This is a genomic window from Rhizobium changzhiense, from assembly GCF_013087625.1.
Classification (GTDB): domain Bacteria; phylum Pseudomonadota; class Alphaproteobacteria; order Rhizobiales; family Rhizobiaceae; genus Rhizobium; species Rhizobium sophorae.
In genome coordinates this window covers 1,208,679-1,234,403 of sequence record NZ_JABFCQ010000001.1, presented here as the reverse complement: position 1 = coordinate 1,234,403, position 25,725 = coordinate 1,208,679, and the positions used below count along the sequence as shown (strand labels likewise).

28 protein-coding genes, 1 tRNA gene and 1 pseudogene are annotated in these 25,725 nt (G+C 59.4%); 20 read left to right on the top strand and 10 right to left on the bottom strand.

Annotation, left to right across the window (positions count from 1 at the left end; genetic code table 11):
- Positions 1-81: 81 nt before the first annotated feature.
- The 10 genes and pseudogenes from G9X68_RS06175 to G9X68_RS06130 all read left to right on the top strand — a co-directional run bounded on the left by G9X68_RS06175 (position 82) and on the right by G9X68_RS06130 (position 5,094).
- Complete coding sequence (locus G9X68_RS06175; protein WP_171601660.1) at positions 82-513, top strand: DUF2948 family protein; 432 nt, start codon at positions 82-84, stop codon at positions 511-513.
- 55 nt (positions 514-568) lie between these two features.
- Positions 569-1,867 (top strand): histidinol dehydrogenase, encoded by a 1,299-nt coding sequence (hisD, locus tag G9X68_RS06170; RefSeq protein ID WP_171601659.1) that lies wholly within the window; start codon positions 569-571, stop codon positions 1,865-1,867.
- Between the two features lie 4 nt (positions 1,868-1,871).
- Positions 1,872-2,345: a UPF0262 family protein gene (locus tag G9X68_RS06165; RefSeq protein WP_171601658.1), complete on the top strand. Its 474-nt coding sequence runs from the start codon at positions 1,872-1,874 to the stop codon at positions 2,343-2,345.
- Complete coding sequence (locus G9X68_RS06160) at positions 2,342-2,827, top strand: arsenate-mycothiol transferase ArsC (protein ID WP_171601657.1); 486 nt, start codon at positions 2,342-2,344, stop codon at positions 2,825-2,827. The genes G9X68_RS06165 and G9X68_RS06160 overlap by 4 nt, the downstream gene beginning before the upstream one ends.
- Positions 2,828-2,950: 123 nt before the next feature.
- A complete protein-coding gene (gene infA / locus G9X68_RS06155) occupies positions 2,951-3,169 on the top strand; it encodes a translation initiation factor IF-1 (RefSeq protein WP_003545338.1) in 219 nt (72 codons plus the stop codon).
- 56 nt (positions 3,170-3,225) lie between these two features.
- Positions 3,226-3,846, top strand: a complete 621-nt coding sequence (locus tag G9X68_RS06150) for a Maf-like protein (RefSeq protein ID WP_171601656.1) — start codon at positions 3,226-3,228, stop codon at positions 3,844-3,846.
- A gap of 32 nt (positions 3,847-3,878) precedes the next feature.
- On the top strand, positions 3,879-4,091 hold the full coding sequence (yacG, locus tag G9X68_RS06145) for a DNA gyrase inhibitor YacG (protein WP_171601655.1): 213 nt from the start codon (positions 3,879-3,881) through the stop codon (positions 4,089-4,091).
- A gap of 179 nt (positions 4,092-4,270) precedes the next feature.
- Positions 4,271-4,346, top strand: a tRNA-Phe gene (locus tag G9X68_RS06140).
- Between the two features lie 148 nt (positions 4,347-4,494).
- A pseudogene (locus G9X68_RS06135) lies at positions 4,495-4,738 on the top strand (type II toxin-antitoxin system RelE family toxin).
- A gap of 8 nt (positions 4,739-4,746) precedes the next feature.
- Positions 4,747-5,094 (top strand): helix-turn-helix domain-containing protein, encoded by a 348-nt coding sequence (locus G9X68_RS06130; protein ID WP_171601654.1) that lies wholly within the window; start codon positions 4,747-4,749, stop codon positions 5,092-5,094.
- A gap of 155 nt (positions 5,095-5,249) precedes the next feature.
- Here G9X68_RS06130 and G9X68_RS06125 read toward each other — a convergent pair whose 3' ends face one another.
- From G9X68_RS06125 to G9X68_RS06110, 4 genes are all read right to left on the bottom strand, one after another.
- On the bottom strand, positions 5,250-5,528 hold the full coding sequence (locus G9X68_RS06125) for a transposase (protein ID WP_164986455.1): 279 nt from the start codon (positions 5,526-5,528) through the stop codon (positions 5,250-5,252).
- Between the two features lie 7 nt (positions 5,529-5,535).
- Positions 5,536-6,960 (bottom strand): HlyD family type I secretion periplasmic adaptor subunit, encoded by a 1,425-nt coding sequence (locus G9X68_RS06120; RefSeq protein ID WP_171601653.1) that lies wholly within the window; start codon positions 6,958-6,960, stop codon positions 5,536-5,538.
- Positions 6,961-6,974: 14 nt separating this feature from the next.
- A complete protein-coding gene (locus G9X68_RS06115; protein ID WP_171601652.1) occupies positions 6,975-8,690 on the bottom strand; it encodes a type I secretion system permease/ATPase in 1,716 nt (571 codons plus the stop codon).
- 90 nt (positions 8,691-8,780) lie between these two features.
- Positions 8,781-9,356 (bottom strand): PE-PGRS family protein, encoded by a 576-nt coding sequence (locus G9X68_RS06110; RefSeq protein ID WP_138334522.1) that lies wholly within the window; start codon positions 9,354-9,356, stop codon positions 8,781-8,783.
- A 746-nt stretch (positions 9,357-10,102) separates the two neighbouring features.
- On the opposite strand from G9X68_RS06110, the gene G9X68_RS06105 reads away from it, so the two are divergent.
- The 3 genes from G9X68_RS06105 (at position 10,103) to G9X68_RS06095 (ending at position 13,140) form a co-directional block, all read left to right on the top strand.
- Complete coding sequence (locus G9X68_RS06105; RefSeq protein ID WP_171601651.1) at positions 10,103-11,188, top strand: hypothetical protein; 1,086 nt, start codon at positions 10,103-10,105, stop codon at positions 11,186-11,188.
- Positions 11,189-12,001: 813 nt separating this feature from the next.
- Positions 12,002-12,766: a LuxR family transcriptional regulator gene (locus G9X68_RS06100; protein WP_171601650.1), complete on the top strand. Its 765-nt coding sequence runs from the start codon at positions 12,002-12,004 to the stop codon at positions 12,764-12,766.
- A gap of 116 nt (positions 12,767-12,882) precedes the next feature.
- Positions 12,883-13,140, top strand: coding sequence for a hypothetical protein (locus G9X68_RS06095; protein ID WP_064647809.1), 258 nt, complete (start codon positions 12,883-12,885; stop codon positions 13,138-13,140).
- 3 nt (positions 13,141-13,143) lie between these two features.
- Here the strand turns inward: G9X68_RS06095 and G9X68_RS06090 are convergent, their stop codons facing one another.
- From G9X68_RS06090 to G9X68_RS06065, 6 genes are all read right to left on the bottom strand, one after another.
- A complete protein-coding gene (locus G9X68_RS06090) occupies positions 13,144-13,869 on the bottom strand; it encodes an SDR family oxidoreductase (protein WP_171601649.1) in 726 nt (241 codons plus the stop codon).
- An 11-nt stretch (positions 13,870-13,880) separates the two neighbouring features.
- Positions 13,881-14,942, bottom strand: coding sequence for an ABC transporter ATP-binding protein (locus tag G9X68_RS06085; protein WP_171601648.1), 1,062 nt, complete (start codon positions 14,940-14,942; stop codon positions 13,881-13,883).
- Positions 14,943-15,003: 61 nt separating this feature from the next.
- Positions 15,004-15,210 (bottom strand): DUF2160 family membrane protein, encoded by a 207-nt coding sequence (locus G9X68_RS06080; protein WP_171601647.1) that lies wholly within the window; start codon positions 15,208-15,210, stop codon positions 15,004-15,006.
- Between the two features lie 4 nt (positions 15,211-15,214).
- Positions 15,215-16,051 carry a carbohydrate ABC transporter permease gene (locus G9X68_RS06075; RefSeq protein ID WP_168310563.1) on the bottom strand — a complete coding sequence of 279 codons (837 nt, stop codon included), beginning with the start codon at positions 16,049-16,051 and terminating at the stop codon, positions 15,215-15,217.
- Between the two features lie 4 nt (positions 16,052-16,055).
- Positions 16,056-16,931 (bottom strand): carbohydrate ABC transporter permease, encoded by an 876-nt coding sequence (locus G9X68_RS06070; RefSeq protein WP_003545408.1) that lies wholly within the window; start codon positions 16,929-16,931, stop codon positions 16,056-16,058.
- Between the two features lie 96 nt (positions 16,932-17,027).
- Positions 17,028-18,461 carry an extracellular solute-binding protein gene (locus G9X68_RS06065; protein WP_171601646.1) on the bottom strand — a complete coding sequence of 478 codons (1,434 nt, stop codon included), beginning with the start codon at positions 18,459-18,461 and terminating at the stop codon, positions 17,028-17,030.
- 297 nt (positions 18,462-18,758) lie between these two features.
- Between G9X68_RS06065 and G9X68_RS06060 the strand changes: the two genes are divergently transcribed.
- The 7 genes from G9X68_RS06060 (at position 18,759) to G9X68_RS06030 (ending at position 25,724) form a co-directional block, all read left to right on the top strand.
- Positions 18,759-19,643 (top strand): sugar phosphate isomerase/epimerase family protein, encoded by an 885-nt coding sequence (locus tag G9X68_RS06060; protein ID WP_171601645.1) that lies wholly within the window; start codon positions 18,759-18,761, stop codon positions 19,641-19,643.
- Positions 19,644-19,705: 62 nt separating this feature from the next.
- Positions 19,706-20,920: an ROK family transcriptional regulator gene (locus G9X68_RS06055; protein ID WP_171601644.1), complete on the top strand. Its 1,215-nt coding sequence runs from the start codon at positions 19,706-19,708 to the stop codon at positions 20,918-20,920.
- Positions 20,921-20,946: 26 nt separating this feature from the next.
- On the top strand, positions 20,947-21,924 hold the full coding sequence (locus G9X68_RS06050) for a tagatose kinase (protein WP_171601643.1): 978 nt from the start codon (positions 20,947-20,949) through the stop codon (positions 21,922-21,924).
- Entirely contained in the window at positions 21,924-23,201 is a 1,278-nt protein-coding gene (locus G9X68_RS06045; RefSeq protein ID WP_171602169.1) for a D-tagatose-bisphosphate aldolase, class II, non-catalytic subunit, read from the top strand. Before G9X68_RS06050 ends, G9X68_RS06045 begins: the two co-directional genes overlap by 1 nt.
- Before the next feature lie 29 nt (positions 23,202-23,230).
- Positions 23,231-23,956: an SDR family oxidoreductase gene (locus G9X68_RS06040; RefSeq protein ID WP_171601642.1), complete on the top strand. Its 726-nt coding sequence runs from the start codon at positions 23,231-23,233 to the stop codon at positions 23,954-23,956.
- Between the two features lie 11 nt (positions 23,957-23,967).
- On the top strand, positions 23,968-24,741 hold the full coding sequence (locus G9X68_RS06035) for an SDR family NAD(P)-dependent oxidoreductase (protein ID WP_171601641.1): 774 nt from the start codon (positions 23,968-23,970) through the stop codon (positions 24,739-24,741).
- A 158-nt stretch (positions 24,742-24,899) separates the two neighbouring features.
- Positions 24,900-25,724: a class I fructose-bisphosphate aldolase gene (locus tag G9X68_RS06030; RefSeq protein ID WP_171601640.1), complete on the top strand. Its 825-nt coding sequence runs from the start codon at positions 24,900-24,902 to the stop codon at positions 25,722-25,724.
- Position 25,725: the final 1 nt, after the last annotated feature.

Sequence of the window (25,725 nt, the reverse complement as noted above, 5' to 3'; positions counted from 1 at the left end):
CGGTTGCGTAATCCGCCGCAGCATCTTATTTCCCTTTTGACGCATCGCCATTCCGGCGGTGCCCGCTGGGGATGAGGCTGAATGACCGACCTGAAGCTTATTGCGCTCGATGACGAGGACCTTGCGGTCGTTTCCGCGCATATGCAGGACAGCGTCTTCAAGGTCGGCGACATCGACTGGTCGCCGCGCGACGCGCAGTTCGCGCTTGCCGCCAATCGTTTCGTCTGGGAAGGTGCCGAGCGCAAGCGCAAGGGTTTCGAACGTCGCCGTGCTGCCCTGGTCTTCAAACGCGTGCTTGCCGTCCGCTCGCTCGGCATCGATCGCGGGAAACGCGACGAGGTGCTGTCGCTGCTGGCGCTGCGCTTCGAGAAGAAGGGCGAGGGGCCGGATGGCACGGTCGAGCTGTCGCTGTCCGGCACGGCCTCGATTGCGCTCGATGTCGAATGCATCGAGGTCCAGCTGGCCGATATCGGCGGCGCCTGGGAGGCTTCCTCCAAGCCTCGCCACCGCTGACATGACGCCCTAAAGTTTGAACATCGCAGTTTCGAGTTGAGAAGGAATATCGGCCTTGGCAATCTGGCTGGATCAGGCATCGGAAGGTTTCGAGCAGCATTTTGCCGCCTTCCTGACGACGAAGCGCGAAGTCTCCGAGGATGTGAACGTGGTCGTCCGCGCCATCATCGATGATGTGCGCGCGCGCGGCGATGTGGCGCTTGCCGAATATTCGCTGAAATTCGACGGCATCGATTATGCCACCGTCCCGATGCGCGTCACAGCTGAAGAGATCGATGCCGCCGTCGAGGCGGTGCCTTCGGAAGTGCTGGGGGCGCTGAAGCTCGCGGCACTGCGCATCGAATCCCATCATCGCCGGCAGCTGCCGAAGGACGATATCTACGAGGACGATATGGGTGTCGGCCTCGGCTCGCGCTGGACGGCGATCGAAGCGGTCGGGCTCTATGTTCCGGGCGGCACGGCGAGCTATCCGAGCTCGGTGCTGATGAATGCCGTGCCGGCCAAGGTCGCCGGGGTCGATCGGATCGTCATCGCCGTTCCCGCCACCGGCGGCGCCGTCAATCCGGCGGTGCTCGCCGCCGCCAAGCTTGTCGGTGTCACCGAGATTTATCGTGTCGGCGGCGCCCAGGCGATCGCGGCTCTTGCTTATGGCACCGAGACCATCGCCCCGGTCGCCAAGATCACCGGCCCCGGCAATGCCTATGTCGCCGCCGCCAAGCGCCATGTCTTCGGCACCGTCGGCATCGATATGATCGCCGGCCCTTCCGAGGTGCTGGTGATTGCAGACAAGGAAAATAATCCGGATTGGATCGCAGCCGACCTCTTGGCCCAGGCTGAGCACGATGTCAGCGCCCAGGCGATCCTTATCACCGACGATGCCGCATTCGGCAAGGCGGTGGAGCAGGCGGTCGAACGCCAGCTGAAGACGCTGAACCGGGCCGAGACGGCGGCGGCAAGCTGGCGCGACTTCGGCGCGGTCATCCTCGTTGCCGATCTGAAACAGGCCATTCCCTTGGCAAACCGCATCGCCGCCGAGCATTTGGAGCTCGCCGTCGTCGATCCGGACCGTCTGCTCGACGGCATCCGCAATGCCGGCGCGATCTTCATCGGTGCCCATACGCCCGAGGTGATCGGCGATTATGTCGGCGGTTCGAACCATGTGCTGCCGACGGCGCGTTCGGCGCGCTTCTCCTCCGGCCTTTCGGTGCTCGATTTCGTCAAGCGCACCTCAATCCTGCGCCTTGGGCCCCAGCAGCTCCGCACCCTTGGCCCGGCGGCGATCGCCCTTGCCGTTTCCGAAGGCCTCGATGCCCATGCGCGATCGGTCGCGATCCGCCTCAACCTCGAAAGGTGAGGGCATGGCCAAGGGCGATTTCCGGCTTTGCGACGTCGTCCTTGACGATACGATCGGCCGTTCGACGCCCGATGTCGAGCATGAGCGCGCCGTCGCCATCTTCGATCTGATCGAGGAGAACAGGTTCGAGCCGCTCGGCCATGCCGGCGGACCTTACCGGCTGAACATTTCGCTAGTTGATTCGAAGCTGGTTTTCGCCATCACCACCGAAGAGGGCGGCACTGTTGCCACCCATATCCTATCGCTTACGCCCTTCCGGCGGATCGTCAAGGATTACTTCATGATCTGCGAGAGCTATTACGAAGCGATCCGTTCGTCGACGCCAAGCCGCATCGAGGCGATCGACATGGGCCGGCGCGGCATCCACAATGAAGGCTCGCAGACGCTGAAGGACAGGCTGGCCGGCAAGATAGAAATCGATTTCGACACCGCCCGGCGCCTTTTCACGCTGGTCTGCGTGCTCTACTGGCGCGGATGATGGCAATGGATCTGGCCGCCGACATCGAGGAGGGAAAGCGGCCGGGCGCCATCCTCTTCATGTGCGGGATGAACGCCATCCGCTCGCCGATAGCCGAAGCGATCGCCCGTAGCATTCTGCCGGCCAATACCTATATACGATCGGCCGGCGTTCGCGCCGGCGAGCGCGATCCCTTCGTGGATGCCGTGCTCGAGGAAATCGGGCTTTCCCTCGGGCGCCGCCAGCCGCAGACGCTGGAAGAACTCGAGGACGACTATTTCGATCTGATCATCACGCTTTCGCCGCAGGCCCACCACGCGGCGCTCGAGCTGACCCGGTCGAGTGCGGTCGATGTCGTCTATTGGCCGACCATGGATCCGACCGTTGTCAGCGGAACGCGCGAGCAGATTCTGGAGAGCTACCGCGAGGTTCGCGAACACCTGGCCGGCCTCATCGAAAGCCGGCTACTCAAACGAAATGGCATCGCCGCGCAATCGGCATGAAAACAAATAAAGGAAAGCCTGATCAACAAGGTTCACAAACCATCGTTGATTGTGTAGTTTCCGCCCAAATTTTGAAGGCGCGCCCTGCGCTGCCTATTCAACCCACAGGAAGAAAACACTTATATGCCTAAAGAAGAAGTCCTCGAATTCCCGGGAATCGTCACCGAACTTCTGCCGAATGCGACGTTCCGCGTGAAGCTCGAAAACGAACACGAGATCATCGCCCATACGGCAGGCCGCATGCGCAAGAACCGCATCCGCGTTCTCGCCGGCGACAAGGTGCTTGTGGAAATGACGCCCTACGATCTGACCAAGGGCCGCATCACCTACCGTTTCAAGTAAGTTTGCCCGAAGGTCCTGCAAGGGTTTTTCTCCCGTCTGCCGATGGTCGAGGTTCTATGACGCTGAAATACAAGCTCATTCTGGCCTCGGGTTCGCCCCGGCGCGTCGACCTGCTCAACCAGGCCGGCATCGAGCCTTCGCGCCTGATGCCGATGGATATCGACGAGGCGCCGAAGAAGTCGGAGCATCCGCGTTCGCTCGCCCGCAGGCTTTCGGCGGAGAAGGCTGAAGCCGCCCTTGCCGCCATCAAGGGCGATATCACCTGGAAGGGCAGCTATATCCTGTCTGCCGATACGGTGGTCGCCGTCGGCCGGCGCATCCTCGGCAAGGCCGAGTTCGCCGACGAGGCGTTGAATTCGTTGCATCTCCTCTCGGGACGCAACCACATGGTCTACACCGGCGTTTGCCTGGTGACCCCGGATCGCAAGGTCCGTCAGAAGATCGTCGAGACCAAGGTACGCTTCAAGCGTCTCTCCGGCTTCGAGATCGAGAACTACCTGGCTTCCGGCCAGTGGCGCGGCAAGGCAGGCGCCTACGGCATCCAGGGCCTCGCCGGCACCTTCGTGCAGAAGATGGTGGGCTCCTACACCAATGTCGTCGGCCTGCCGCTTTATGAAACCATTCTGCTTTTGACCGGCGAAGGCTTCGATGTGCATAGCCGGTGGCCCGAGGGCTGAGCCTGACGGCCGATCGCATAGGACAAACCGATATGCCTGAAGACAAGAAAGCGGCCGCCAAGGTCGAACCGCTGCGCAAGACCCGCCCTTGCCCCGAATGCGGCAAACCCTCCCACCGCGAACATTACCCCTTCTGCTCCAACCGCTGCCGCGAGGCCGATCTGTCCCGCTGGCTGGCCGGCGCCTATGCCATCCCGGTTGCCGATGATGAGACGAAGGCCGAATATCCCGATGAGGAAAACTAGAGAATTTCGCCTGCGAAGCTCTTATTTTTCCTCACGAATCCGCAAAGCCGGCAAGACCGTCAAAAAAGAGTCATTTGACGCTTGCCATGGGCGAACAAGATGCTATAACCCCGCTCGCTTCCGGGGTGAACCAAGGCCCCGCGGTTCCTTTTCTGAAAGGGAACTTCTGAAGCAGGTTAGCCCAGGTAGCTCAGTTGGTAGAGCAGCGGATTGAAAATCCGCGTGTCACTGGTTCGATTCCGGTCCTGGGCACCACTGCTATCAATCTTGTTTTCATTGTATTTTTATATCCGCATCATCGATGCGTGCGGGCATCCGATCGAAAGAAGCTGCAGAATTTCGCAAGTATCGCCGTTGGCAATATTATTGTTACGAAATAATTCGCTTTCAGCTATATTTACCCATGAAAAAGATCGCCTACAGCAAGGCCGCCACGAAGGCTCCGCAAGATGCAGCCGAAGCGCGCCGCGGCGATCGTCGCCAGGGTCGAAGCCTTCGCCAACGCCGAGACGGTCGACCTCAAGAAGCTGCAAGGCAGCGATTTTATTCGAATTCGTGTCGGGCAGGAGCGTGTCATCATCGACGATCAGACCATGCAGGTCCTCGTCATCAAGGCCGGCCCACGCGGCGACATCTATAATGAATAGGAACCACCATGGCTGAAATCCAAAAACTGACCATCGACGGCAAGGGGTACGTGCTGCTTTCCGAAGACGACTATCAGGACCTTGTCGACCTCAGCGAGGCGCGCGCCGCAAAGGCGCGTATCGACGCTGGCGAAGAGACCTGGCCTGAAGACGTCGTCAAAGCACTGATCGCCGGCGAAGATCCTGTCCGGGTGTTCCGTAAGCATCGCGGCATGAGTGTCAAGGAGCTGGCTGAAAAGTCCGGGCTCTCCCAGCCTTATCTTTCCGAAATCGAGACCGGAAAGAAGGAGGGCTCCCTGGACGCACTCAGGTCGATCGCCCGCGCGCTGGACGTCGACCTTGACGATGTGGCTTGATGCATACGCATCCCAAGGCGGCCACGTTGTGATGGAGCTTGGTACTTTCGAGCCGTATCCCTTTGCCCCATTTGGGCAGGCTCCCTCGTCAAAATATGATGCCGCGCGCCCGATATGCGGGGCCAGAAGGTGCCCAACAAAGCCCTCTGTTGAGGTTAGTTTCGCCCTTTCGATGTCTTCGCCAGCATCTCGCTCAGTGTTGCCGCCGAGAGCATGGATTCGGCCAAAAGCTTTTTGAGCTTCTGGTTCTCTTCTTCCAGTGCTCTCAATCTTTTGGCATGGAGACCGACATTTCCGAACTGCAAGGATTGCCACCGATAGAAGGTCGGCTCGCTGATACCGTACCTGTGGCAAACATCTGCCACCGTCACTCCGGCTTGGTGCTCCTTCAGAATGCCCGTAATCTGGTCGTTGTCGAATTTTCTCTTGCCCATCACCGTCTCAGTCCTCGCGAAATGCTCTGTTGAAACTGTCGAGAAGTGGTCTGACAGCATAGAGCGCCACGCTGCTTTTGCCCGTTTCGATCAGTATTTGTGCGGGCATGCCCGCGACCAGTTCGACATCACTCATTTTCGCCAATCGCTCGTCCGTTACACGGATCGTCGCGGCAAAGTAGGGCTGGCCGCTCTGCGTATCGAGGAGACGGTCCGCTGAAACATACTCGACCCGACCTTTCAGGAGTGGAACGCGCCGCTGATTGTAGGGAAGGAGGTGGACCTGTGCCTCGAGCCCCGCATGAACGAGATTGATGTCTTCTGGTCTGACGTGGGCAGACACGACAAGGCGATCGGAGCGTGGCAGAAGATCAACGAGCGGTTCACCCGCGCCGATCACGCCACCTGATGTGTGGACGCGCAGGTTCATGATCGTTCCGTCGTCGGGAGCGCGGATGTCGGTCCTTGCGAGTTGGTCGTCGATCGCCCGCAAGCGCTCGCGCAGCTGCATGATCCGGCTTTCCGTATCGCGCATGCCTTGGGCGACTTCGCTCAACCGGTCGCTCTCGAGCTTTGCGAGATCGGCCTGTGAGCCGCTGATCACCTGGTAGGCGCGAGAGATCTGTGCCTCTACTTGACCCTGCTGGCCATCAAGGTCTGCTTTTTCCCGCTGGAGGTTGAGAAGTCTGCTCCTTCTTTCCAGCCCTTTGGCGCTGAGGATCGTAACCTGATCCAGTTCTTGGCTCGAGATTGTCGCTCTGTCGGCCAGTGCTGCCTTCTGCGCGCCAAGTCCAACGATTTCCTGCCGCACCTGTGCGATCTTTTCATTGGCGATCTGAATTTCCGCCTGCATGACGCGGCGACGGGCTTCGAAGATTTTCTGTTGCCCGATCAGGATAGCGCTGACCGAAGGATATCCGTCCATGGCTGCCCTGAGGTCCTCAGGATAGGCGATATGGTCGCCGCCCGTCTGCTCCGCAAGCAGGCGGGCGCGGCTTCCTTCGGCGTCCCAAAGTTGCCCTTGAATGCTGTCGCGCTCCGAGCGAGACTTCGTGTCGTCGAGCTCTATCATGATCTGTCCGGCCATGACCGCATCGCCGTTTTTAACGAGGATCCGTCGGACAATCCCGCCTTCCAGATGCTGAATGGTCTTGCGGCTGGACTCCGGTTCGATGACGCCCGATGCAATTGCAGCGCTTTTCAGCGGCGCCAGGACCGACCAGATTCCCAATCCGACTATGAAAACCAGGATCAACAGGTTGCCCGTCCAAACAACGCCTCTGAGCCCCGGCATCGGCGAGCGGGGCGCGGGTCCGCGCTGTTTCGACTCGATCACCGGCAAATAGGCCGTCTGTTGCTTGACCAACCGCCGACCAGTCCTTGGCGAATTTGAAAATTTCGCCGGCGTTGCGTCCAGTTGAACAAGGGCCATGGCGGCGTTTCTCCCTATGTTCCTGTTCGAGACGGTGGTTGAAGATAAGTTTCATAAATCCGCTCGCTGTCGCCGAAGGCAGCCACCGTTCCGTTACGCATGATGGCAATCTTGTTGGTGACCGGCAGGATCCCCATCCGGTGCGTTATGATAACGACGGTCATCCCCCTGGATTTCATGCGCTCGATTGCCGCAAACAGCATGCGTTCGCCGTCATAATCCAGGCTCGAATTCGGATCGTCGAGAACGATCAGAGACGGGTTTCCATAGGCCGCCCGTGCCAGTCCCAGCTGTTGGCGCTGAGCTCGAAGGAGCAGGTTTCCACCTTCACCGATGTCGGTCTCGTAGCCCTGCGGCAGCCGCATGATCGCTTCGTGCAACCCAACCAGCTTCGCGGCGTCGATCGCTTTGCCGGGATCTCCTCCGTCCAGCCGGCCGATCACATCCTTGATCGCTCCGCCGAAGAGTTCGATGTCCTGCGGCAGGTATCCGACGTGGCAGGTCCCCCCGCAAAGGCGCAGAGCCGAGATATCGACCCCACCGAGAAGAGCATATCCGCTTGTTGCTGGCACAACGCCTGCCATGACGCGACCAAGTGTCGATTTTCCCGATCCCGAAGGACCGATGAGCGCTATGCAATCGCCGGGCGCGAGGCGCAATGTGATATCAGTCAATATCGGCCGATCAGCGAAGGGTTTGAAATAGCTGACATTATCGAGAACGAGGCCATTGGGTTCCGGCAGCGGCACCATTCGGGCATCGCAATCCGATGCAACTGTTATCAGCATTCTGTTCAAGCGATTGAAGGCATTGCGCGCAAACGTAAAGGAGCGCCATGCCCCTATTGCGCCCTCGATTGGTGCGAGCCCGCGGCCGAGCAGCAGGCTCGCAACGAAGATGATCCCGGGACTGCCGCTGTTTACGAGCACGAGCCATGTCGCGGATCCCATCATGAGGATCTGCGCCAGTGTGCGGATCGATTTGGAGAAACCAAGAATGATCTCGGTGCGATGCATCGCGATGTCCTGCGCCCTTCTTGCCATTTCCGCATCGCGATAGACGATCAGCGCTGCGCCATCCTGCATGCCCATTGCCCTGATGACCTCGATGTTTTTGAGGGCGGTCGCAAATCGCAGATAGCTCCTCGAAAGGGCAAGATTGGCGTGCGCAAGCGGCTCCCGCGTCGCCAGTTCCGTCATGAACGCAAACAGCAGAAGTGCAACGGCGCTCAGAAGACCGATGGTCCCAAGCAAAGGATGAACAAGAAAGAGCAGGAGCAGGAATAGCGGCGCCCAGGGAACGTCAAAAAACAGCGAGCTGGCCGGTGAATCGAGGAACTGGCGTAATGCAGCCAGGTCCCTGTAGCATTCCGTGGCGGCTCCCGTATCGGTGCGAGCGGCATATTCGAATGATGAGGTGAGCACCATGGGCCGTAGCCTGTGGTCCAGCCAACTGCCGATGCGCGAAAGAGCTGCCCTGCGCACGATATCCAGCGTGGATCCGACGAGCACGGCGATGGCGATGATCATCGTCAGCATCAGCAGCGTGTCAGCGCTTCGGCTCGACAGGACCCTGTCATAGATCTGCAGGAGATAGATGGAAGGCGCGAGAAGAAAGAGATTGTAGCCGCAGCTATAGAGGAAGACCAACCCGAAGGCCCCGGCACAAGCCCTGAGCGCAACAACAAGCTGTGTCGGCGGGGGCGGTGGCTTTATGGAAATCGTTGTCATTATCAGATCTCGCTGCACTTGATACTGACAAGAAGAGACTGCTTACCTTGAGGGCCGCCGGCCGAAACCAGCGGCCCTTGAGGTCTGAGTTCAGGAGCCGAGATGGTCGACGTCGATATGGCCGAAGGCGTTTATGAAGTGATCAAGAGAATTGTTCACCGTCGTCGTTTCGGGATCCGTGTGCACCAGAGCTGACGAGATATCGCCGCCCAGAGCGTTGTTCCCGTTGCCGCCGTTGCCGCCGACACCTGCGAGGATGGTGGCATGCTGATCGGCCACAAGCTGCGTATATTGTGTCGCGGTCGTAGCCGCATTCACCGTAGCCGTGTCGCCGCCGCTCGAGTTTCCTTGGCTGCCGTTGGAGTTTGAATCTCCCCCCGCGCCGCCGTCGCCGCTGTTCGTGACCGCCGCCAGGAAGCCGTTCTTGGCCTGAGCAAAGCCACCGTCTCCGCCACTGCCGGCGTCCCAACCTGCTTTCTGCCAAACGTGATCGCCATTGTGCAGATCGGTCGTTGCCCCGTAGACCGTTTGCACGGGGTTTACATATGCAACCGGGTTGTAGTTGATGTTCCCATCGTTGTGGCCATCACCGCCGTTGCCGGCATTCGCGTCACCCGCATCCGGGTTGTTGAGATGTATCGTGTCGGATATTTGTGGAATAGGCATTGATGTCACTCCTTTACTTGGTTTCATCTGTGTTCGTTTTACGGCGTCCCCCTACGGCGTGCGTTTCCAGCATGTCGCCGCAGCCAATACAACCGCAGGCGAATATTGCCTGCGATTTAATCTCTGGCCTATCTAGATATTCGGTGACATTCATTCGGACGTATACTTGGATGTGGCGGAGCGTTATTTGGATTGGTACTTATTGATTTGGTGCAGGGTGGTATGGTCGATCGTGTCTGCGACCTCGTCGAAGCGACATCAGGACCTCTGATCCATAGGCAGATTTAGAGCCTTTCCGGGTTAGATTGCAGCATTCTGCCGGAGCAGGTTTTCGTCAGGGCTAAGGCGATTGGCGACGGGCATACCTCTTGGTACGTCCGAGCCGATCGCCTTTGATCCTGGCGGAAAGATGCCCGGCCCTTCGGGTTGGCTGAAACGGGCCGGCTGATCGACCGGCCGGCTTGGCCGTAGAGCTGGGCTACGACGCGCGCCGGCCGGTCGACCATCCGACTCCGTTTGAGCCAACAGAATGCTGCAATCTAACCCGGAAAGGCTCTAATGCTCGCAAACTCGCACAACGGGCGCTGCGGCCATGACAGCCAAATGGCTACAGCACTAGCCGACAGGATGTAGACGAATTGCAGGCTCTGCTTTTCCCACGTTCAGATGCACAATGCCTGAACAATTCAGGCTGCATAGCGCCGCATGCTCGGTGGACGTGCAGTCGCCGGCGAATGGAGACGGTAATGGCGGAAACTCGTCCCTCATTGGAAGACCTGCCCAAGACGGGCAGCGATCAACACCTCGCCTCCAACGTGGCCGCGGGGCATCTGGCGCTGGTGCCGACTTGGCTTCCATTGGATGTCGCTTCCGGTCAGAGCCATAATTCAGCCGGCAGCGGTGGTGACGGGATCAGCGAAGGCGTGATCAGCAGCAACGCACTGGCCGTCTTCACGCCGTCCAATGCCGCTATTGCGGGACCTCATTCGGGTGCAGACGCCTTCCAGGGCAACGACGCGCTCATCAATCAGCATCCCACCGAAATGGCCGGGATAGGCGGGAATGGTGGAAGCGGCAATATTGCCATCGGCGGCGATGGCGCCAATCATGCCGGCTCCGGGGGCAATGGCCTCTTCTACGGTGGGCTGGTAAGCACCGAAGTCGCGCTGTTTGCCCCCGTGAACACTGCCGTGGCTGCAGGCCCCGGCGCGGAGGCTCACGCCGAGCAATCGAACAACGCACTGTTCCTGCAGGGCGCGACCCAGATTGGCGGCATGGGCGGCTCGGGCGGAGACCATAACGTCGCGAGCCACGGCACGTCGATGAGCCCGGGAACTGCGCTCACATTGACCGGCGACTTTTATGCGGGCCATGGCGGCGATGGATATTTCGTCGGTAGCATGGTCGACGTGAGTATCGCCATCTTCTCACCGATCAACATCGCCATCGGCGCCGCAGGCGGCTCCGCAGAGGCTCATCAGACAAACAATGTCATTTTCGATCAGGGCACTGTGCAGATTGCAGGCATCGGCGGCAATGGCGGTGGCTTCAACCTGTCTTCAGATACGATTTATACCGGCAATCATGCAGGTGGCGGCGGTGGGGACGGATCGTCAACCGGCAGCATGGTAGACGTCAATTTCGGCTATTTCCATCCCATCAACATTGCTGTTCCCGCCGGTGGGACGGCGGATGCCCAACAGACCGATCATGTTCTCTATGATCAGCAAGCGCTTCAGTTGGCCGGCATCGCGGGCCAAGGCGGAGACGGTAACCTCACGGATGCCCATTCGGCTCTCGTCGACGACATTCTGAGCTTCATGCATAGCTAGGCCTTTCCATTTTTTCTTCGAATCACGGAAATGCTCTATCTCTTTGTTTCCACGTAATTCCGGACGCAAAAACCGCAATGCACTTTTGCTGGAATTGCTCTAGCGGATAGCCTCCCCGCACGAAACCGTTCTTTGTGCCATTTTCAGGCCATATGTTAAACGCTTCCCCCGCCGGGCTCTCGTCTTTTGGGCCGACATGGCACGCAACGGTCGGCTCACTGAGATACCGAACATTCCCCATGACCTTATCCGTATTGTCGGCGATTTCGGCCGTCAAAGGCCGTGACTTCTGGCCGGTATTTGTCAGTGCCTGAGCGGCGCTGCCTGAGTGAAAACGATGCCAACTGGTATTGATGCGTCATTAGAGCGCAGTTTTCACTAATCATAACGGGTAATCAGGGATCTCAGGCTTTTGTTGCTTTTCGCCTTTGTCGTTTTGCTGTCGGGTCTGCGACTGCTTTGAATTGAGATATGGAAACAAAGCCGAGCCGGTCGACGGCTCGTTATATCCAATGGCGCTTTCCTAAATGGGTCTGTCGCAGATTGGTTGCCTTTTCAGTGCCTTTGGAAGCTTTGTTGACGCGCTTGCCGTACGTGAATTCGGCGACGGCTGGAAAGTCTGCAGCGGCAAGTCGAACCAGCAGGCCTTCATGAAAAATCTCTTCAATGTGCTCTGCAAGCCCAGTTATCTATCGTTGATATCTTATAAACTATAAGAATTATCATCAGAGTTCAGACTATTAATATCCGAAATACACTCACATTTTCTCATGACATGTAGTGAGAACAGGAATATTATGAATAGCTGTTGCGTTGCAAATATTCGTGGGGAGCACGCAAGTGTCCGACATTACTGGAACTAGGCGCCGTATCGGGCGCAATGCACCAACTGTGATCATCATCGAGCATTCTACATTGGCGCGCACCACCGTGGTGAAGCTTCTTGAGCGTGAACTCGCCGGATGGAACGTTATAGATTTGATCTCGACCGAGAGTCTCGAGAGTGCTCTTGGAGCTGAGGTGCGTTTGATTGTATTGGGCCTGGCTGGCAGAAGTGTTGAGAGCACCAGCCTGCGTGATGATCTCGCGGCGATTGCTGCACGTTTTCCTGAAGCTCCTGTCGCGTTGCTCTCAGGTACGGATGACGCCATCATAGCCCGTCAGGCACTCAAGATGGGCATCCGCGGCTTATTCTCGACTTCACTTCCCATTGACATTGCTCTTGCCGGTCTTCGTCTCGTTCTGGCAGGAGGAACATTTTTCCCGCAGCTATTGGGAGCTGGTACAAACGGCTCAACCGAGCATAGTCCGGCCAGAAATGAAGCCGAAAAGAGCTTGGATGATAGGACGCAGTACTTGGCGATTGCTGATTTCACTCCCCGGGAAGCGGATGTCCTGGCAGAGCTGCAATGCGGCTGTTCAAATAAAGTAATTGCAGGAAAACTCAATTTGTCGGGACATACGGTGAAGATGCATTTGCAACACATAATGCGTAAGTTGCAGGCGCAGAACCGCACTGAAGTGGTTGCCCGCTTAATTCAAAGAGCTGCCGGTGGGCCTGACGCCTCGCCGAGTTAGGCGGCGTCGCCGGTACGGGGGAGTATCGGCGGGCGCGTTTCAACGGGTTTCATATCGTGATGCCCTGATGGGAACCGCGAGTCCGCCCGTCCGTTACCATTTGAGCAACGGAGGAAATGGACATGCGCAAGAAAAAAGCCATCGTCGAGGCGGCGCTTGAGTCCGAGTACGAGCGCCAGGCACTGGGGATCATGAATACGGAGCAAGCTCTGAAGCTTGAGGATTCAGACGGTCTTGTCTTCAGCCATCCGGATAAAGAGGCTGGCGTGACGGATCATTTTGTTGATCAAGATGAGCTGCGCCGTTTGGTGCGGCGGTCAACGTCGCCGCATCCCCTATTGCAATCGCAGGCTCGTACGACACGTTCGTCCTGAACTTCAGGCAATCATGTAGCCGCCGTCCACCGGCATCGATATGCCGTTCACCATGGCAGCCTGGTCGGAGAGCAGGAAAAGAACAACCTGGGCAATGTCTGCCGGCTCAGCGAAGCGTCCGACCGGAATTCGCTTCATCATCCCCGCGGCCTTCTCGGGGTCGCTCCATGCCTTCACCGCCATTGGCGTCAACGTCACCGTTGGGTGGACGCCGTTCGCGCGTATCCCGTGGGGCGCGAGCTCCTTTGCCATGACCCGCGTCAAGCCGTCCAATCCACCTTTCGACGCACAATAGGCAGCGTGGTCGGGGATGCCGACGAAGGATGCGACCGACGAGACATTGACGATGGCGCCCTTGCGGTCCTCCTTGATCAGCGAGCGGGCATATTCCTGGGCGACGATCATCGGAGCACGCGTGTTGACCGCGACAAGACGGTCGAATGCTTCGACGGTTGTCTCCAGGAACGGCTGAAGCTCGGTCGTGCCGGCGCAGTTGATCAGGAAATCTGCGGGAAGGGCAGCGATCGCCGCCTCTCTGGTCGCATCGGCGTCTGCGAGATCGACCTGGATTGCCCGGCAGCCGAATTCCCCTCGCAGCGCTTCGATGTCGGCAGCACTGCGGGTCAGGGCGACGACCTGCGCACCCCGTTCGGAGAGCATCCTTACAATTTCGCGTCCGATGCCTTTTCCGGCGCCGGTCACGATCACCGTCTTTCCTCTGAAGTCCATGGATCGTTCTCCTAAAGTCTCTGGCCTGTTTCCCGATCGAAGATATGTGCACGCCGGGGATCGATGTGGAAGTACATCGTCCGTCCGGGGTCGACCTCGATACGCTCGCGGATCAGGGCGTCGATCGGCACGCCTCCCGTGCGGCCGAAGATCAATGTCTCCGAACCCGTCGGCTCGAACACCGAGACTTCGACCGGAACACCTTCTTCGCCGATCGTGATGTGCTCCGGTCGGATGCCGTAGGTCACGGCTCGTCCTTCATCCGCATTTGTGTCCGCCAGCGGAAGGGTGATGCCCTGGTCGGTGACGACGATCTTCCTGCCGTCGCGGGTGGCTATGCGGCCCTGAAGGAAGTTCATCGATGGGCTGCCGATGAAGCCGGCGACGAAGAGGTTGACGGGGAAGTCGTAGAGATCGAGAGGCTTGCCGATCTGCTCGACCCTGCCGTCGCGCATCACCACGATCTTGTTGGCCATCGTCATCGCCTCGATCTGATCGTGCGTGACGTAGACGGTGGTGGTCTTCAGCCGCTGGTGAAGCTCCTTGATCTCGACGCGCATGGTGACGCGGAGTTTGGCGTCGAGGTTCGACAATGGCTCGTCGAACAGGAAGACCTGCGGATCGCGGACGATGGCACGGCCCATCGCCACGCGTTGACGCTGTCCGCCCGACAGTTGCTTCGGATAGCGGTCGAGATAACGCGTCAGGTCGAGGATCTCGGCTGCCCTGCCGACCTTCTCGTCGATCTCCGCCTTCGGACGCTTGGCCATTTTCAGCGGAAAGCCCATATTCTCGGCGACGGTCTTGTGGGGATAGAGCGCGTAGCTCTGGAAGACCATCGCGATGTCACGCTCCTTCGGGGGAGCATTGGTGACGACACGGCTGCCGATCCGGATATCTCCGCTGCTGACCGTCTCCAGCCCGGCGATCATCCGGAGCAGGGTGGATTTGCCGCATCCGGAGGGACCGACCAGAACGACGAATTCGCCGTCCTCGATGTCGACGCTGACGCCGTGCATGACTTGAAGAGAGCCATATTTCTTGGTGACGTCGCTAACCTGTACGTTTGCCAATGTCGTTCCCCCCTAAAGCAGTGCAGCTTGTGTTTTGATGTCGTTGACGGAATTCATCATCTCATCCCTTCCAGACGATATAGGCGCCAAGGACTGCCGAGATTGCCGCCGCGAACCATACCGAAAGCCCGAAGGGTTCGATGAACCGCATCCAGAACAGCGAGAGCGCCACCCAGATCACGACCGAGATGAAGAGCCGGTCGAACCAGTTCGTTTCGATCGGCAGGAAGCCTGGCTTGGGTTCGTTATTTCCTGATTGAGACGTCATCGTTTCATCCTTTCACGGCGCCGAAGGTCAGGCCGGCGACGATGTGACGCTGGACCACCGAAAAGACAATGAGCGCCGGAACCAAGGTCAGCATGGAGATCGCGGCCATGATGCCCCAGGCCGTCCCCGTCGTCGTCACATATTCCGACAGGCCGGTGGTGAGTGTCCGCGCATGGAAGTTGGTGAGCGTCGCCGCCAGCAGGTATTCGTTCCACGCAAACACCCAGGTCAGGATCAGCGTCACCGCAAGTCCAGGCCGTGCCAAAGGAAAGATGATATCATAGAGGACGGTCCATGGGCTCGCGCCGTCCATATAGGCTGCCTCGTCCAATTCCTTCGGAATGCCTTCCACCGTCGGGCGCAGCGTCCAGATGGCGAAGGGAAGGTTGAAGGAGCAATAGACCAGGATCATGCCCAGCTTGGAATCGGCGAGCGAGAAGTCGCCGATCCTGTAGACCTGCGTCAGCAGCAGGAAAAGCGGGAGGAGGAAGACCGCCGGCGGCGCCATGCGGTTGGTGATCGTCCAGAAGAAGATGCTTTCCTTGCCGGCGAGGTCGAAGCGCGTCAGGGCATAGCAGGCAAGGAAGCCGAGCGTGGTGACGAGCAGCGCGTTGCCCGACGAAATGATCAGCGAGTTGAGCATGTATCCGCGCAAGGTCGGATTGGTCAGCACGTCCTGGTAATTCTTCCAGAAGAAGCTCCGGAGAATGACATCGGGCGTCGAAAACAGGTCGAACGGCTGTTTCACCGATATGACGAAGAGCCAGTAGATCGGGAAAAGGGTGACGAAGCTTATCAGGGTCCACAGGAGGACCGGAAGCCAGGGACTTTTGGTCTTCATCGCTTCAACCTCTCTTCACGCGGGGTGCAATCAGGCCGACATAGAGCAGCCAGCAGACGACGATGGTGAGATAGAGGACGATGACGGAGATCGCCGAACCGTAGCCGTAATTCGTCTTGGGAAAGACTTCCCTGAAGATATGGACGCCGATGTAGCGCGTCGAAGAGCCCGGGCCGCCGCCGGTCAGCATCAGGACTTCGTCGACGGTGCGCAGCGCGTCCATCAGCCTGATGAACACCGTGGCGAGCAGGGCCGGGCGGATCAGGGGGAGCGTGATGTGCCAGAAGATCTGGCTCTTGCCGGCGCCGTCGATCTGCGCCTGCTCGAAGGGGTCTGACGGAAGCGAGACGAGTGCGGCGATCAGCGAGAGGGTGACGAGGGGCGTCCAGTGCCAGATGTCCATGATGACAGTGACGGTGAAGGCCGCGACGGCGCTCTGGCCGATATTCAGATCGTAGCCGAACCAGCTCCTCAGGAGGTATGGAATGATGCCGATGGACGGGGTGGTCATCAGCTTCCAGACGGAGCCGACGATGATCGGCGCCATGATCAGCGGCAGCGTATGGATCGTGCGAAACACCGCTTTTCCGGGAAAGTCCTTGAGCAGCGCCTGGGCGAGGATGTAGCCGAGGACCAGCTCCGACACGACCGCGAAGAAGACGAATGTCAGGGTTATGCCGAGCGATGCCAGGAACTGAGGGTCGAAGACGAGCCGCCGATAGTTCTCAGCCCAGTTGAAGATCATGCCCGGATTGGCCGCGAACGGGTTCCATGAATGGAAAGAGACCCAGAGGACGTAGATGAACGGAAAGATCCCGAACAGTCCGAGGATCACTATGGTCGGTGACAGCAACAGCCACCCGAGCTTTTGCGAATGCATCGCCTATCCCCCATTGAACACTATGTGGACGTCCGCTCCATCAGGGAGCGAAAGATGACGGGTCGTCGGAACGACCCGTCAGTTGGGGAGGATGTTTTATTTGCGATAGCCGAGCGAGGTGAGCTCCTCTTCGGCCTTGGCCGCCATCTGGTCGAGGCCTTCATCGGGACCGATCTTGCCGGTCAGGATGTCGTAGAAGATAGGCGCGGTCGCTTCACGGACCTGAGCATGGAAGGGATAGGGAGGAGCGCCGGCGAAGAGCTTGCCGTCGTCCTTCAGCATCGTGTAGAAGCCGCCGAGCTTGGCGTCCATCTCCTTCACCTTCGGGTCGTCGAACGTCGCCGTATTGGTGATGCGCGGTGCGGCGATGGCCCAATCGGGCTGCACTTCGTTCTGGCCGATGAATTCGAGGAACAGCAGTGACGCTTCCTTGTTCTTGGAGGTGACCGGAACGCCGAAGGCGCCGCCATCGTAGTAGCCGATATAGCCCTTTCCGGCTTTCGCGTCGTCCAGCACGCCGGGCTCGAGCGGCGGCAGAGCGAAACCGACCTGGCCGACCACCTTCGACTGCGCCGGATCGCTTGCGATCCACGCGGCATTCTCACCGTAGATCAGTCCCTGGGCGACACGGCCTGCGGCAAACGTCGTTGCGGTTTCCGTCCAGGTTGACTGCGTCGATTCCGGAGGAGCGATGTCGCGCAGGTGCAGCCAATACTTCAACGCGGCCTTCGCCTTGTCGCCGTTCATCGCACCGCCATGTTCGACCGTCGCCGCATAATTGTTCTTGGCGTCGATGCCCCAATTGTAGACGCCGAAGGTCGGCGCGATGGACTCGAAGAACTCATACCAGGACGCCGGATGGCCTGTATGTGCCTGGGCGGTCGTGCCCCAGAGCTCCATGCCGTTGTCCTTGCCGTACTTCGTGAAGAATTCGGCGATCTCCGTATATTCCGCGTGTGTGGTCGCCGGCTTCAGGTCCTTGCCGGTTTCCTTCTTGAAGGCTTCCTTGATCTTCGGATCGTCGAAGAGGTCCTTGCGATAGAGATACGCCTTCAGGAAGGCTTCCATCGGAACGCCGAAGAGATCGCCGCTCGAGTCCTTGAAGTAGTCGGCAAAGCTGGTGAAGTTGGCGTCGTCGTAGGTCGGCGCCTTCAGATCCGGCTGGTCTTTCAGCGTCTTCGTGATGTCGACGAGGAAATTCCTGGCCAGATAGGAGTAGATGATGTCCTGCTCGATGTAGACCATGTCATAGATGCCGGTCTTGGCTTCCATGTCCTTGATGGCCTTGTCGTACATCTGATCCCAGGACGTCGTCTCGATGTCGACCTTGATGCCGGTCTTCTTTTCGAATTCCGGAGCGAGCACGTTCCTGATGTAGTTCGATGGCGGAGTGCTTTCGGTGACGCCGTGCAGTGTCACGCCCTTGAATTTGGCGCCGGCATCGGACCAGAAGTCAGCCCAGGCCGGCGAAGCGGTGGTGGCGAGGCTGAGCGTCAGCGCAAGCGCGCTAGCCTTCAAAGCATAATTCATTTTCAATCCTCCCAAAGTGCAGCGAGATCATTTCGCCGGTCCTTTGTGTAGGCCAAAAAAACTGACGGCGCAACATTTGTTGTCTAAACATGCAAATGGATGATCTATCCCATTGATTTTTGCAGAAACTAATTTCCGACGGAGGGTGCGATGCAATGGCGAGAAGCGTAATATATTGCATTGCAAAGTAATTTTGCACAGCAGCAAAAAAAATGCAGCCGAAATTATTTGTTGTCTTGCCAAACTAAATGGCATAGCAATGTCCGCAACCAAAGGCATTTTTTGGAGGAAAAGGCTATGCGTCGATTGGGTATCCATTCATTTGTATGGACAGGCGGCCAAACGCAGGAAGGGCTGGAGATGGCCCTCAACAAGACGGCCGAACACGGATATCGCACCATCGAATTTGCCTATCTGCGCCCCGAGAAATTCAATCTCGATCGACTGGCAAAGCTTGCGCAGTCGCTTGACGTGGAGATTGGCGTTACGATGGGTCTGCCGCTCGAGAGGGACGTATCGAGCGAGGACATGTCTGCGGTGTCCGCCGGCAAGCAGACGCTGGCCGACGCCGTTCGTGCGGTCCGCGATATCGGCGGCAACAAGCTCGGCGGGATTCTCTATTCCGCGCACACCAAGTACAATCGCCAGCCGACGAAGAAGGGCTGGGACAACAGCGTCGCCGCGATCGCCGCGACTGCCGAAGTCGCCAGACAAGCGAACGTCGACCTCGTCCTTGAAATTGTCAACCGGTTCGAGACGAACCTGCTGAATACGGCGGCGCAGGGACTGAAGTTCATCGCCGAGACCGGATCGGAGCATGTCCGTCTCCACCTCGATACATTCCATATGAACATCGAGGAAGCCAATCCGGCCGCCGCGATCCGCCTGGCCGGCGACAAGATCGGCTACTTCCACATCGGCGAGAGCAACCGCGGTTACCTCGGCGACGGCGTCATCAACTTCGATCTGATCTTCGACGCTCTGCTCGACATCGACTATAAGCGCGACATCGTGTTCGAAAGCTTCTCGACGACGGTCGTGGACGAAGGCCTGTCGCTCGCCTGCGCGATCTGGCGCGACACCTGGGAGGATAATGATCCGCTTGCGGCGCACGCGAAGCGCTATATCGAGCTGAAATATGACGAGGCCAAGCGCCGCCGCGCCACAAACGCGCGGCCCTGATTATCCTTCTGACAGCCTGTTCCAGTCGTGTAAGGGTTGGGCCGACTGAAGGGAATTGAAATATGAACGACACCGTCTCCATCGGAAGTTCGCCGCGCAGGATCCGACAGAATAATATCGTCGCCGCCTTGCAGACGATCTATGCCCACCGAAGCCTCAGCCGGGCGGATCTCGCCCGGAAGCTCGGCATGAATCGCTCATCCTCGGGAGAGATCGTCGCCGAGCTGACGGAAGGTGGGTTCGTTCAGGAGTCGGACGAGAGCGGCAAGCAGCGCCTGGAACATTCCCGTGCCGGGCGTCCCGGCATCATGCTCGAACTGGTCCCCGATGCCGCATTCTTCGTCGGGATAGAGATTGGCGTCGAACATATATCGGCTGCAGTTGTCGATCTCTCCGCCGAAGTCCGGGCATGCCGGAAAATCGCGTTCGACACGCCGTCTTCGACGGTGGAGGAGGCCGTGGCGCAGGGCGTCGAGCTCATTGTCGGCGAGATGACGAAGGGGATGATCGGACGGTGCAAGGGTCTCGGCATATCGGCGCCGGCCCACATCCGGCCGAACGGAATTGTCACTCTCGCACCCATCATCGGCTGGCGAGAGGTGTCGTTGAAGGAGATTGGGCGGTCTGCTTTCCCGGCCGCCGTCCCGATCGCGGTTGAAAACGACGCCAACGCGTTTGCGATCGGCGACAGCTATCGTCACGGCGTCTCAGGCGTGACCCTGTTCCTGCTGATGGAAACCGGTGTCGGCGGTGGCATCATGATCGATGGCAAGCTATTCCGGGGCGGCCACGGCCTGGCGGGAGAAATCGGCCACACCCTGGTACCGGGAAGCGGCGGTCAGAAGTTTGAACAGCTGATCGGTCGCGAAGTGCTGATCAGGCAGTATCGCGAGGCTATTGGACGTAAGCACGTTGATCTGCAGGAATTCCTTGGCGACGTTCATGACCGTGTCCCGGCCGCGGTCAATATTGCCGAAACCTGGTCGCGCCATCTCGCATACGCATTGCTGCAGGCCTGTCGTCTGCTCGACCCGGACAGGATCGTGCTGGGTGGTTCCGTGGCATCTCTCTACCCGATGGTGGCCGCCCGCGTGGCGGTCCACATGTCGGAGGGCCAGAATATACCTTTCCCCATGCCGGAGATCGTCGTGGACGATGATGCGGAGTTCGGTTCCGCCTTCGGCGCGGCGTGCATGTTGCACCAGCGCTTTCTGTCATTGGAGAGCGAGGAGTTCGGCGGCGAGGACGGTGCGCCGGTCCAATCGGCGACGAGTTGATGACAACTATCGAAAGCGGATTGCAAATGACTTCAGTACTGGCTCCGGACCCGCTCGGTCCCACGGTTTGCGTAGGGGAGATCCTCGTCGAGATCGTCGCCACGACGGTCGGAGACGGGTTTCTTAAAGCCCAGCCGCTTGTCGGCCCGTTCGCGAGCGGAGCGCCGGCGATCTTCATCTCGCAATGCGGGCGCCTCGGCGGCAAGGCCGCAATGGTCGGCGCCGTCGGCGATGACGATTTCGGCCGTGTCAATACTGATCGCCTCAAACGCGACGGCGTCGATGTTTCGACGATCTCGATCGATCCGGATTACCCCACAGGAAGCGCCTTTGTCCGCTACCGCAAGGATGGCTCCCGCGATTTCGTCTATAACATCGCCAAGTCCGCAGCCGCACGCTTCGGCTGGTCTCAAACGGTCGCCGATCTCATCAATCGGAGCGGGCATCTTCACGTGATGGGTTCGGCCCTATCGGTCCCCAGTGCGCGCGCGGTGATCGACAAGGCGGTCGACATCGTCAAGGCGCGCGGGGGAACGCTCTCGGTGGATCCGAACATTCGCAAGGAATTGAAGCTGGACGAGGATACCGAGCGCCGCTTTTCCGAGCTTGTCGCTGCCGCTGATCTGCTTCTGCCGTCCGGAGAGGAGCTTGAGCGTGCCGCAGGTATCGAAGGCGAGACAGAAGCGATCCGCCGCTTGTTCGAGATGGGCGTCAAGGAGATCGTGCTGAAGCGCGGCGCCGACGGCGCGACCTATTTTGGCAGCCAAGGAGACCGCATCGACGCTCCGGCATTTGTCGTTCAAGAGGTCGATCCCACCGGCGCCGGCGACTGCTTCGGCGGTGCCTATCTCACCTGCAGGCGGCTCGGAATGTCTCCGCAGCAAGCTCTGACCTATGGTTCGGCCGCCGGCGCCCGCAACGTGACGGTCCTGGGTCCGATGGAGGGCGCCGGCACTCAGCAGGAACTCGATGCGTTTATCGCTTCAACGGAAAGGCGCCCGTGATGCAGGTGCATCTCAACGAACTGGCCAGGCTGAGGATCGAAGGCCAGCCGAGAGGCGTGACCTCCGTCTGCTCGGCCCATCCGATCGTGCTTCGGGCAGCGCTCCGACACGGTCGACAACACGAGAGCACCGTCCTGATCGAAGCGACCTGCAACCAGGTCAATCACCTCGGCGGCTACACCGGAATGACACCAAGCGACTTCGCGTCGCTCGTGATGAAGATCGCGGCAGAGGAGGGGTGCCCCGAAAAGCTCATCCTTCTCGGCGGTGACCATCTCGGCCCCAATCCTTGGCGCGACCGCCCGGCTGAAGAGGCCATGGCCGAGGCCGAGAAGATGGTTGCCGCCTATGTCGACGCCGGATTCCGCAAGATTCACCTCGACGCCTCAATGGGCTGCAAGGGCGAACCGGTGGCGCTCGACGACGAAATCACGGCCCATCGCGCCGCCCGGCTTGCGGCGGTCGCCGAGGCCTCGGCGAAGAAGACCGGCGGTGCAATGCCGGTTTACGTCATCGGCACCGAAGTGCCGCCGCCAGGCGGGGCCGACCACGCCCTGACAACCATCGAACCAACGGCGGCCGCGGCGGCATTGAAGACGATCGAAGTCCACCGCCGGATCTTTGCCGAGGCAGGACTCGGGCAGGCATTTGGACGGGCCATCGGGCTGGTCGTTCAGCCTGGCGTTGAGTTCGGCAATCATAATGTCATCCTTTATGATCGCAGCAAGATAGACGCGCTGAAATCGGTGCTCACCGACGAGCCGCAATTCGTCTTTGAGGCTCACTCGACGGACTATCAGGGGACCCGGCCCTTGACCGCGCTGGTGGAGGACGGCTTTCCCATTCTGAAAGTCGGTCCCGAGTTGACCTTCGTCCTGCGCGAGGCGCTCTACGCGCTGGATGCGATCGCTTCGGACCTCTTGCCCGATTATGGCCAGCGTCCGCTCTATGCGGCGATGGAAGCGCTGATGCTCGATCAGCCCGGCAACTGGAGCCGCCACTACCACGGCACGAACGCCGAGATGCGCTGGCTGCGGCATTACTCGCTCTCCGACCGCATCCGCTATTATTGGGCGTCGGCTGAAGCACAAGATGCCGTCCGGCACCTCTGCGAGGCCCTTCGAGGGCAAATCGTACCGCTGCCATTGCTTTGGCAGCACATGCCGGCCGCTCAGGATTTCGCAGATGCGCCGCTCGATCCGGAACAGGTTTTGATCTGGAGAGTGACGAAGAGCCTCGCGGACTATCACGCCGCGTGCGGCGTCGGGAAGAATTAACAATCAGCATCAAGACAGGAGGAAAATCGATGACGGAATTGAATGGGAAGATCGCGGCGGTCACGGGTGCTGCGTCCGGAATAGGGCTCGCTTCGACGGAAGCAATGCTCGCCGCTGGCGCGACGGTCGTGCTGGTGGACCGCGATGAGAAGGCCCTTGAGACGGTTTGTGCCCGGCTTGGCGAGCGCGCTATTCCGCTGGTGCTCAACTTGCTGGATCCGCACCAGTGCGCGGGATTGCTCGAGAGCATCCTGTCGAAGACCGGCAAGCTCGACATCCTGCATGCCAATGCAGGCACCTATATCGGTGGCGACCTGATGGAAACCGATCTCGATACCGTCGATCGGATGCTCAATCTCAACGTCAATGTCGTCATCAAGAACGTTCGAAACGTCATTCCGCACATGATCGAACGTGGCACTGGCGACATTGTCGTCACCAGCTCCGTCGCCGGACATTCGGCGATTCCGTGGGAACCGGTCTATTCGTCGTCGAAGTGGGCGATGACGTGCTTTGTCCAGACAATGCGACGCCAGCTTCTGAAAAACGGCATTCGCGTGGGGTCGGTTTCTCCAGGGCCGGTGATCAGCGCTCTGCTTGCGGACTGGCCGGAGGAAAACCTTCGCAAGGCGAAGGAGGCAGGGGCTTTGATCGAGCCCAAGGAAGTCGCCGACGCGATCATCTTCATGCTGACCCGGCCGCGCAACGTCACCATCCGCGATATCGTCGTGCTTCCAAGCGCATTCGACATCTGAAGGAGCCGAACATGAGTTACCAGGAGAAATTTCGCCTCGACGGCGAACGTGCGGTGGTCACAGGCGGAGGGCGTGCGATCGGGCTCTGCTGCACCGAGGCGCTGGCGGAGGCGGGTGCTGCCGTCGTCGTCATCGAACGCAGCGAGGCCGACGCTGAGCAAGCGCTTGCTTTGCGGGGCAGAGGCTACGACGTCGAAGTCCGGGTCGGCGACGTCACGGACGCGGCCCGAATGGACGCGATCGCATCCGAGCTTGCCGATGGCGGGCGGCCGGCGACGATCCTCGTCAACAATGCCGGAATTGGCCAGAGCGGCATTCCGGCGCAGGATCTCACCGACGCGGATTGGCTGCGCATGATGGATGTCAATCTCAACGGCGTCTTCTGGTGCTCGCGCGCCTTCGGTCGTCCCATGATTTCGATGAAACGGGGCGCCATCGTGAACCTCGGCTCGATGTCTGGGCACATCTGCAACCGGCCTCAGCCTCAGACGGCTTATAACGTCTCCAAGGCGGCAGTCCATCACCTCACGCGCTCATTGGCTGCCGAGTGGGCGCATCACGGCATCAGGGTAAATGCTGTCGCGCCCACCTATATCGAGACACCGATGGTGGTGGCCGTCGAAGCCAATCGCGAGCGTATTCCGCTCTGGCTCGCCGACACGCCGATGGGAAGAATGGGAACGCCGGAGGAAGTTGCAAGCGCCGTCCTCTTTCTCGCGTCGGGCGCCGCCAGCCTGATGACCGGAGCAATCGTCAACGTCGATGCAGGCTTCACCTGCTGGTAGTGCTTGCGTGGGACGAGGAGCGAGCCGCGCCTCGTCCACATTGGAAGGCCGGCTGCGGACAAATCAACGAATGTGGAAACGTTACCACATTTTCTTGACTCGCAATTCTGCTCCGTTTATTCGAATGTGGAAACGTTGCCATATCTGGGAGGAGCTTCATGAAATCCGCGCGGTTGAACCGACTTTTCGGCGTGTCTGGAAATTGTTTTGACGTTGCTATCGATCACGGCATGTTCAATGAACGAACCTTCCTCGCCGGCATCGAGAACATGAAGACGGCGATCGAGGTGATCGCGCAAGCCGCACCTGATGCCATTCAGCTGCCGCCGGGGACGGCACCCATGCTGCAGGCTATTCCCGGCAAGCAGCGTCCGGCACTGGTGCTGCGCACCGACATCGCCAACATCTATGGCAATCCCCTGCCGTCTCAGCTGTTTTCCGAGATGATCGACAGGGCGGTGGAACAGGGCGTTGCATTGGATGCCGCCTGTGTCGTCGTCAATCTCTTGATGCTGCCGGACCAGCCGGAAGTCTACCGCGCCTGCGTGCGCAATGTGAACAGCCTGAAGCGTGAATGCGAGATCTACGGCATTCCGCTGATGGTCGAGCCGCTTGTCATGCAGGATAATTCCAAGGGCGCCTACATGGTCGACGGCGCGATCGACAAGATCCTGCCGCTTGTGCGCCAGGCCGCCGAACTCGGTGCGGATATCATCAAGGCCGACCCCTGCGACAATGTCGAGGAATATCACCGCGTGGTCGAAATCGCCCAAGGCCTGCCGGTGCTCGTGCGCGGCGGCGGCCGGGTTTCGGATCAGGAAATCCTGGTCCGTACCAAGCAGTTGATGGAGCAGGGCGCCCGTGGCATCGTTTATGGCCGCAACGTCATTCAACACAACAATCCCGGCGGCATGACGCGGGCCTTGATGGCGATTGTCCATGACAAGGCTTCCGTCGAGCAAGCCTCGCTGCATATTGGCTGAC

What these genes read in the sequence shown, in the direction of transcription:
- G9X68_RS06175 (WP_171601660.1), top strand. Translation starts at nt 82, where the DNA reads ATGACCGACCTGAAGCTTATTGCGCTCGATGACGAGGACCTTGCGGTC.
- G9X68_RS06165 (WP_171601658.1), top strand. Translation starts at nt 1,872, where the DNA reads ATGGCCAAGGGCGATTTCCGGCTTTGCGACGTCGTCCTTGACGATACG.
- G9X68_RS06160 (WP_171601657.1), top strand. Translation starts at nt 2,342, where the DNA reads ATGATGGCAATGGATCTGGCCGCCGACATCGAGGAGGGAAAGCGGCCG.
- infA (WP_003545338.1), top strand. Translation starts at nt 2,951, where the DNA reads ATGCCTAAAGAAGAAGTCCTCGAATTCCCGGGAATCGTCACCGAACTT.
- G9X68_RS06150 (WP_171601656.1), top strand. Translation starts at nt 3,226, where the DNA reads ATGACGCTGAAATACAAGCTCATTCTGGCCTCGGGTTCGCCCCGGCGC.
- yacG (WP_171601655.1), top strand. Translation starts at nt 3,879, where the DNA reads ATGCCTGAAGACAAGAAAGCGGCCGCCAAGGTCGAACCGCTGCGCAAG.
- G9X68_RS06130 (WP_171601654.1), top strand. Translation starts at nt 4,747, where the DNA reads ATGGCTGAAATCCAAAAACTGACCATCGACGGCAAGGGGTACGTGCTG.
- G9X68_RS06125 (WP_164986455.1), bottom strand. Translation starts at nt 5,528, where the DNA reads ATGGGCAAGAGAAAATTCGACAACGACCAGATTACGGGCATTCTGAAG.
- G9X68_RS06120 (WP_171601653.1), bottom strand. Translation starts at nt 6,960, where the DNA reads ATGGCCCTTGTTCAACTGGACGCAACGCCGGCGAAATTTTCAAATTCG.
- G9X68_RS06115 (WP_171601652.1), bottom strand. Translation starts at nt 8,690, where the DNA reads ATGACAACGATTTCCATAAAGCCACCGCCCCCGCCGACACAGCTTGTT.
- G9X68_RS06110 (WP_138334522.1), bottom strand. Translation starts at nt 9,356, where the DNA reads ATGCCTATTCCACAAATATCCGACACGATACATCTCAACAACCCGGAT.
- G9X68_RS06105 (WP_171601651.1), top strand. Translation starts at nt 10,103, where the DNA reads ATGGCGGAAACTCGTCCCTCATTGGAAGACCTGCCCAAGACGGGCAGC.
- G9X68_RS06095 (WP_064647809.1), top strand. Translation starts at nt 12,883, where the DNA reads ATGGACATGCGCAAGAAAAAAGCCATCGTCGAGGCGGCGCTTGAGTCC.
- G9X68_RS06090 (WP_171601649.1), bottom strand. Translation starts at nt 13,869, where the DNA reads ATGGACTTCAGAGGAAAGACGGTGATCGTGACCGGCGCCGGAAAAGGC.
- G9X68_RS06080 (WP_171601647.1), bottom strand. Translation starts at nt 15,210, where the DNA reads ATGACGTCTCAATCAGGAAATAACGAACCCAAGCCAGGCTTCCTGCCG.
- G9X68_RS06075 (WP_168310563.1), bottom strand. Translation starts at nt 16,051, where the DNA reads ATGAAGACCAAAAGTCCCTGGCTTCCGGTCCTCCTGTGGACCCTGATA.
- G9X68_RS06070 (WP_003545408.1), bottom strand. Translation starts at nt 16,931, where the DNA reads ATGCATTCGCAAAAGCTCGGGTGGCTGTTGCTGTCACCGACCATAGTG.
- G9X68_RS06065 (WP_171601646.1), bottom strand. Translation starts at nt 18,461, where the DNA reads ATGAATTATGCTTTGAAGGCTAGCGCGCTTGCGCTGACGCTCAGCCTC.
- G9X68_RS06060 (WP_171601645.1), top strand. Translation starts at nt 18,759, where the DNA reads ATGCGTCGATTGGGTATCCATTCATTTGTATGGACAGGCGGCCAAACG.
- G9X68_RS06055 (WP_171601644.1), top strand. Translation starts at nt 19,706, where the DNA reads ATGAACGACACCGTCTCCATCGGAAGTTCGCCGCGCAGGATCCGACAG.
- G9X68_RS06050 (WP_171601643.1), top strand. Translation starts at nt 20,947, where the DNA reads ATGACTTCAGTACTGGCTCCGGACCCGCTCGGTCCCACGGTTTGCGTA.
- G9X68_RS06045 (WP_171602169.1), top strand. Translation starts at nt 21,924, where the DNA reads ATGCAGGTGCATCTCAACGAACTGGCCAGGCTGAGGATCGAAGGCCAG.
- G9X68_RS06040 (WP_171601642.1), top strand. Translation starts at nt 23,231, where the DNA reads ATGACGGAATTGAATGGGAAGATCGCGGCGGTCACGGGTGCTGCGTCC.
- G9X68_RS06035 (WP_171601641.1), top strand. Translation starts at nt 23,968, where the DNA reads ATGAGTTACCAGGAGAAATTTCGCCTCGACGGCGAACGTGCGGTGGTC.
- G9X68_RS06030 (WP_171601640.1), top strand. Translation starts at nt 24,900, where the DNA reads ATGAAATCCGCGCGGTTGAACCGACTTTTCGGCGTGTCTGGAAATTGT.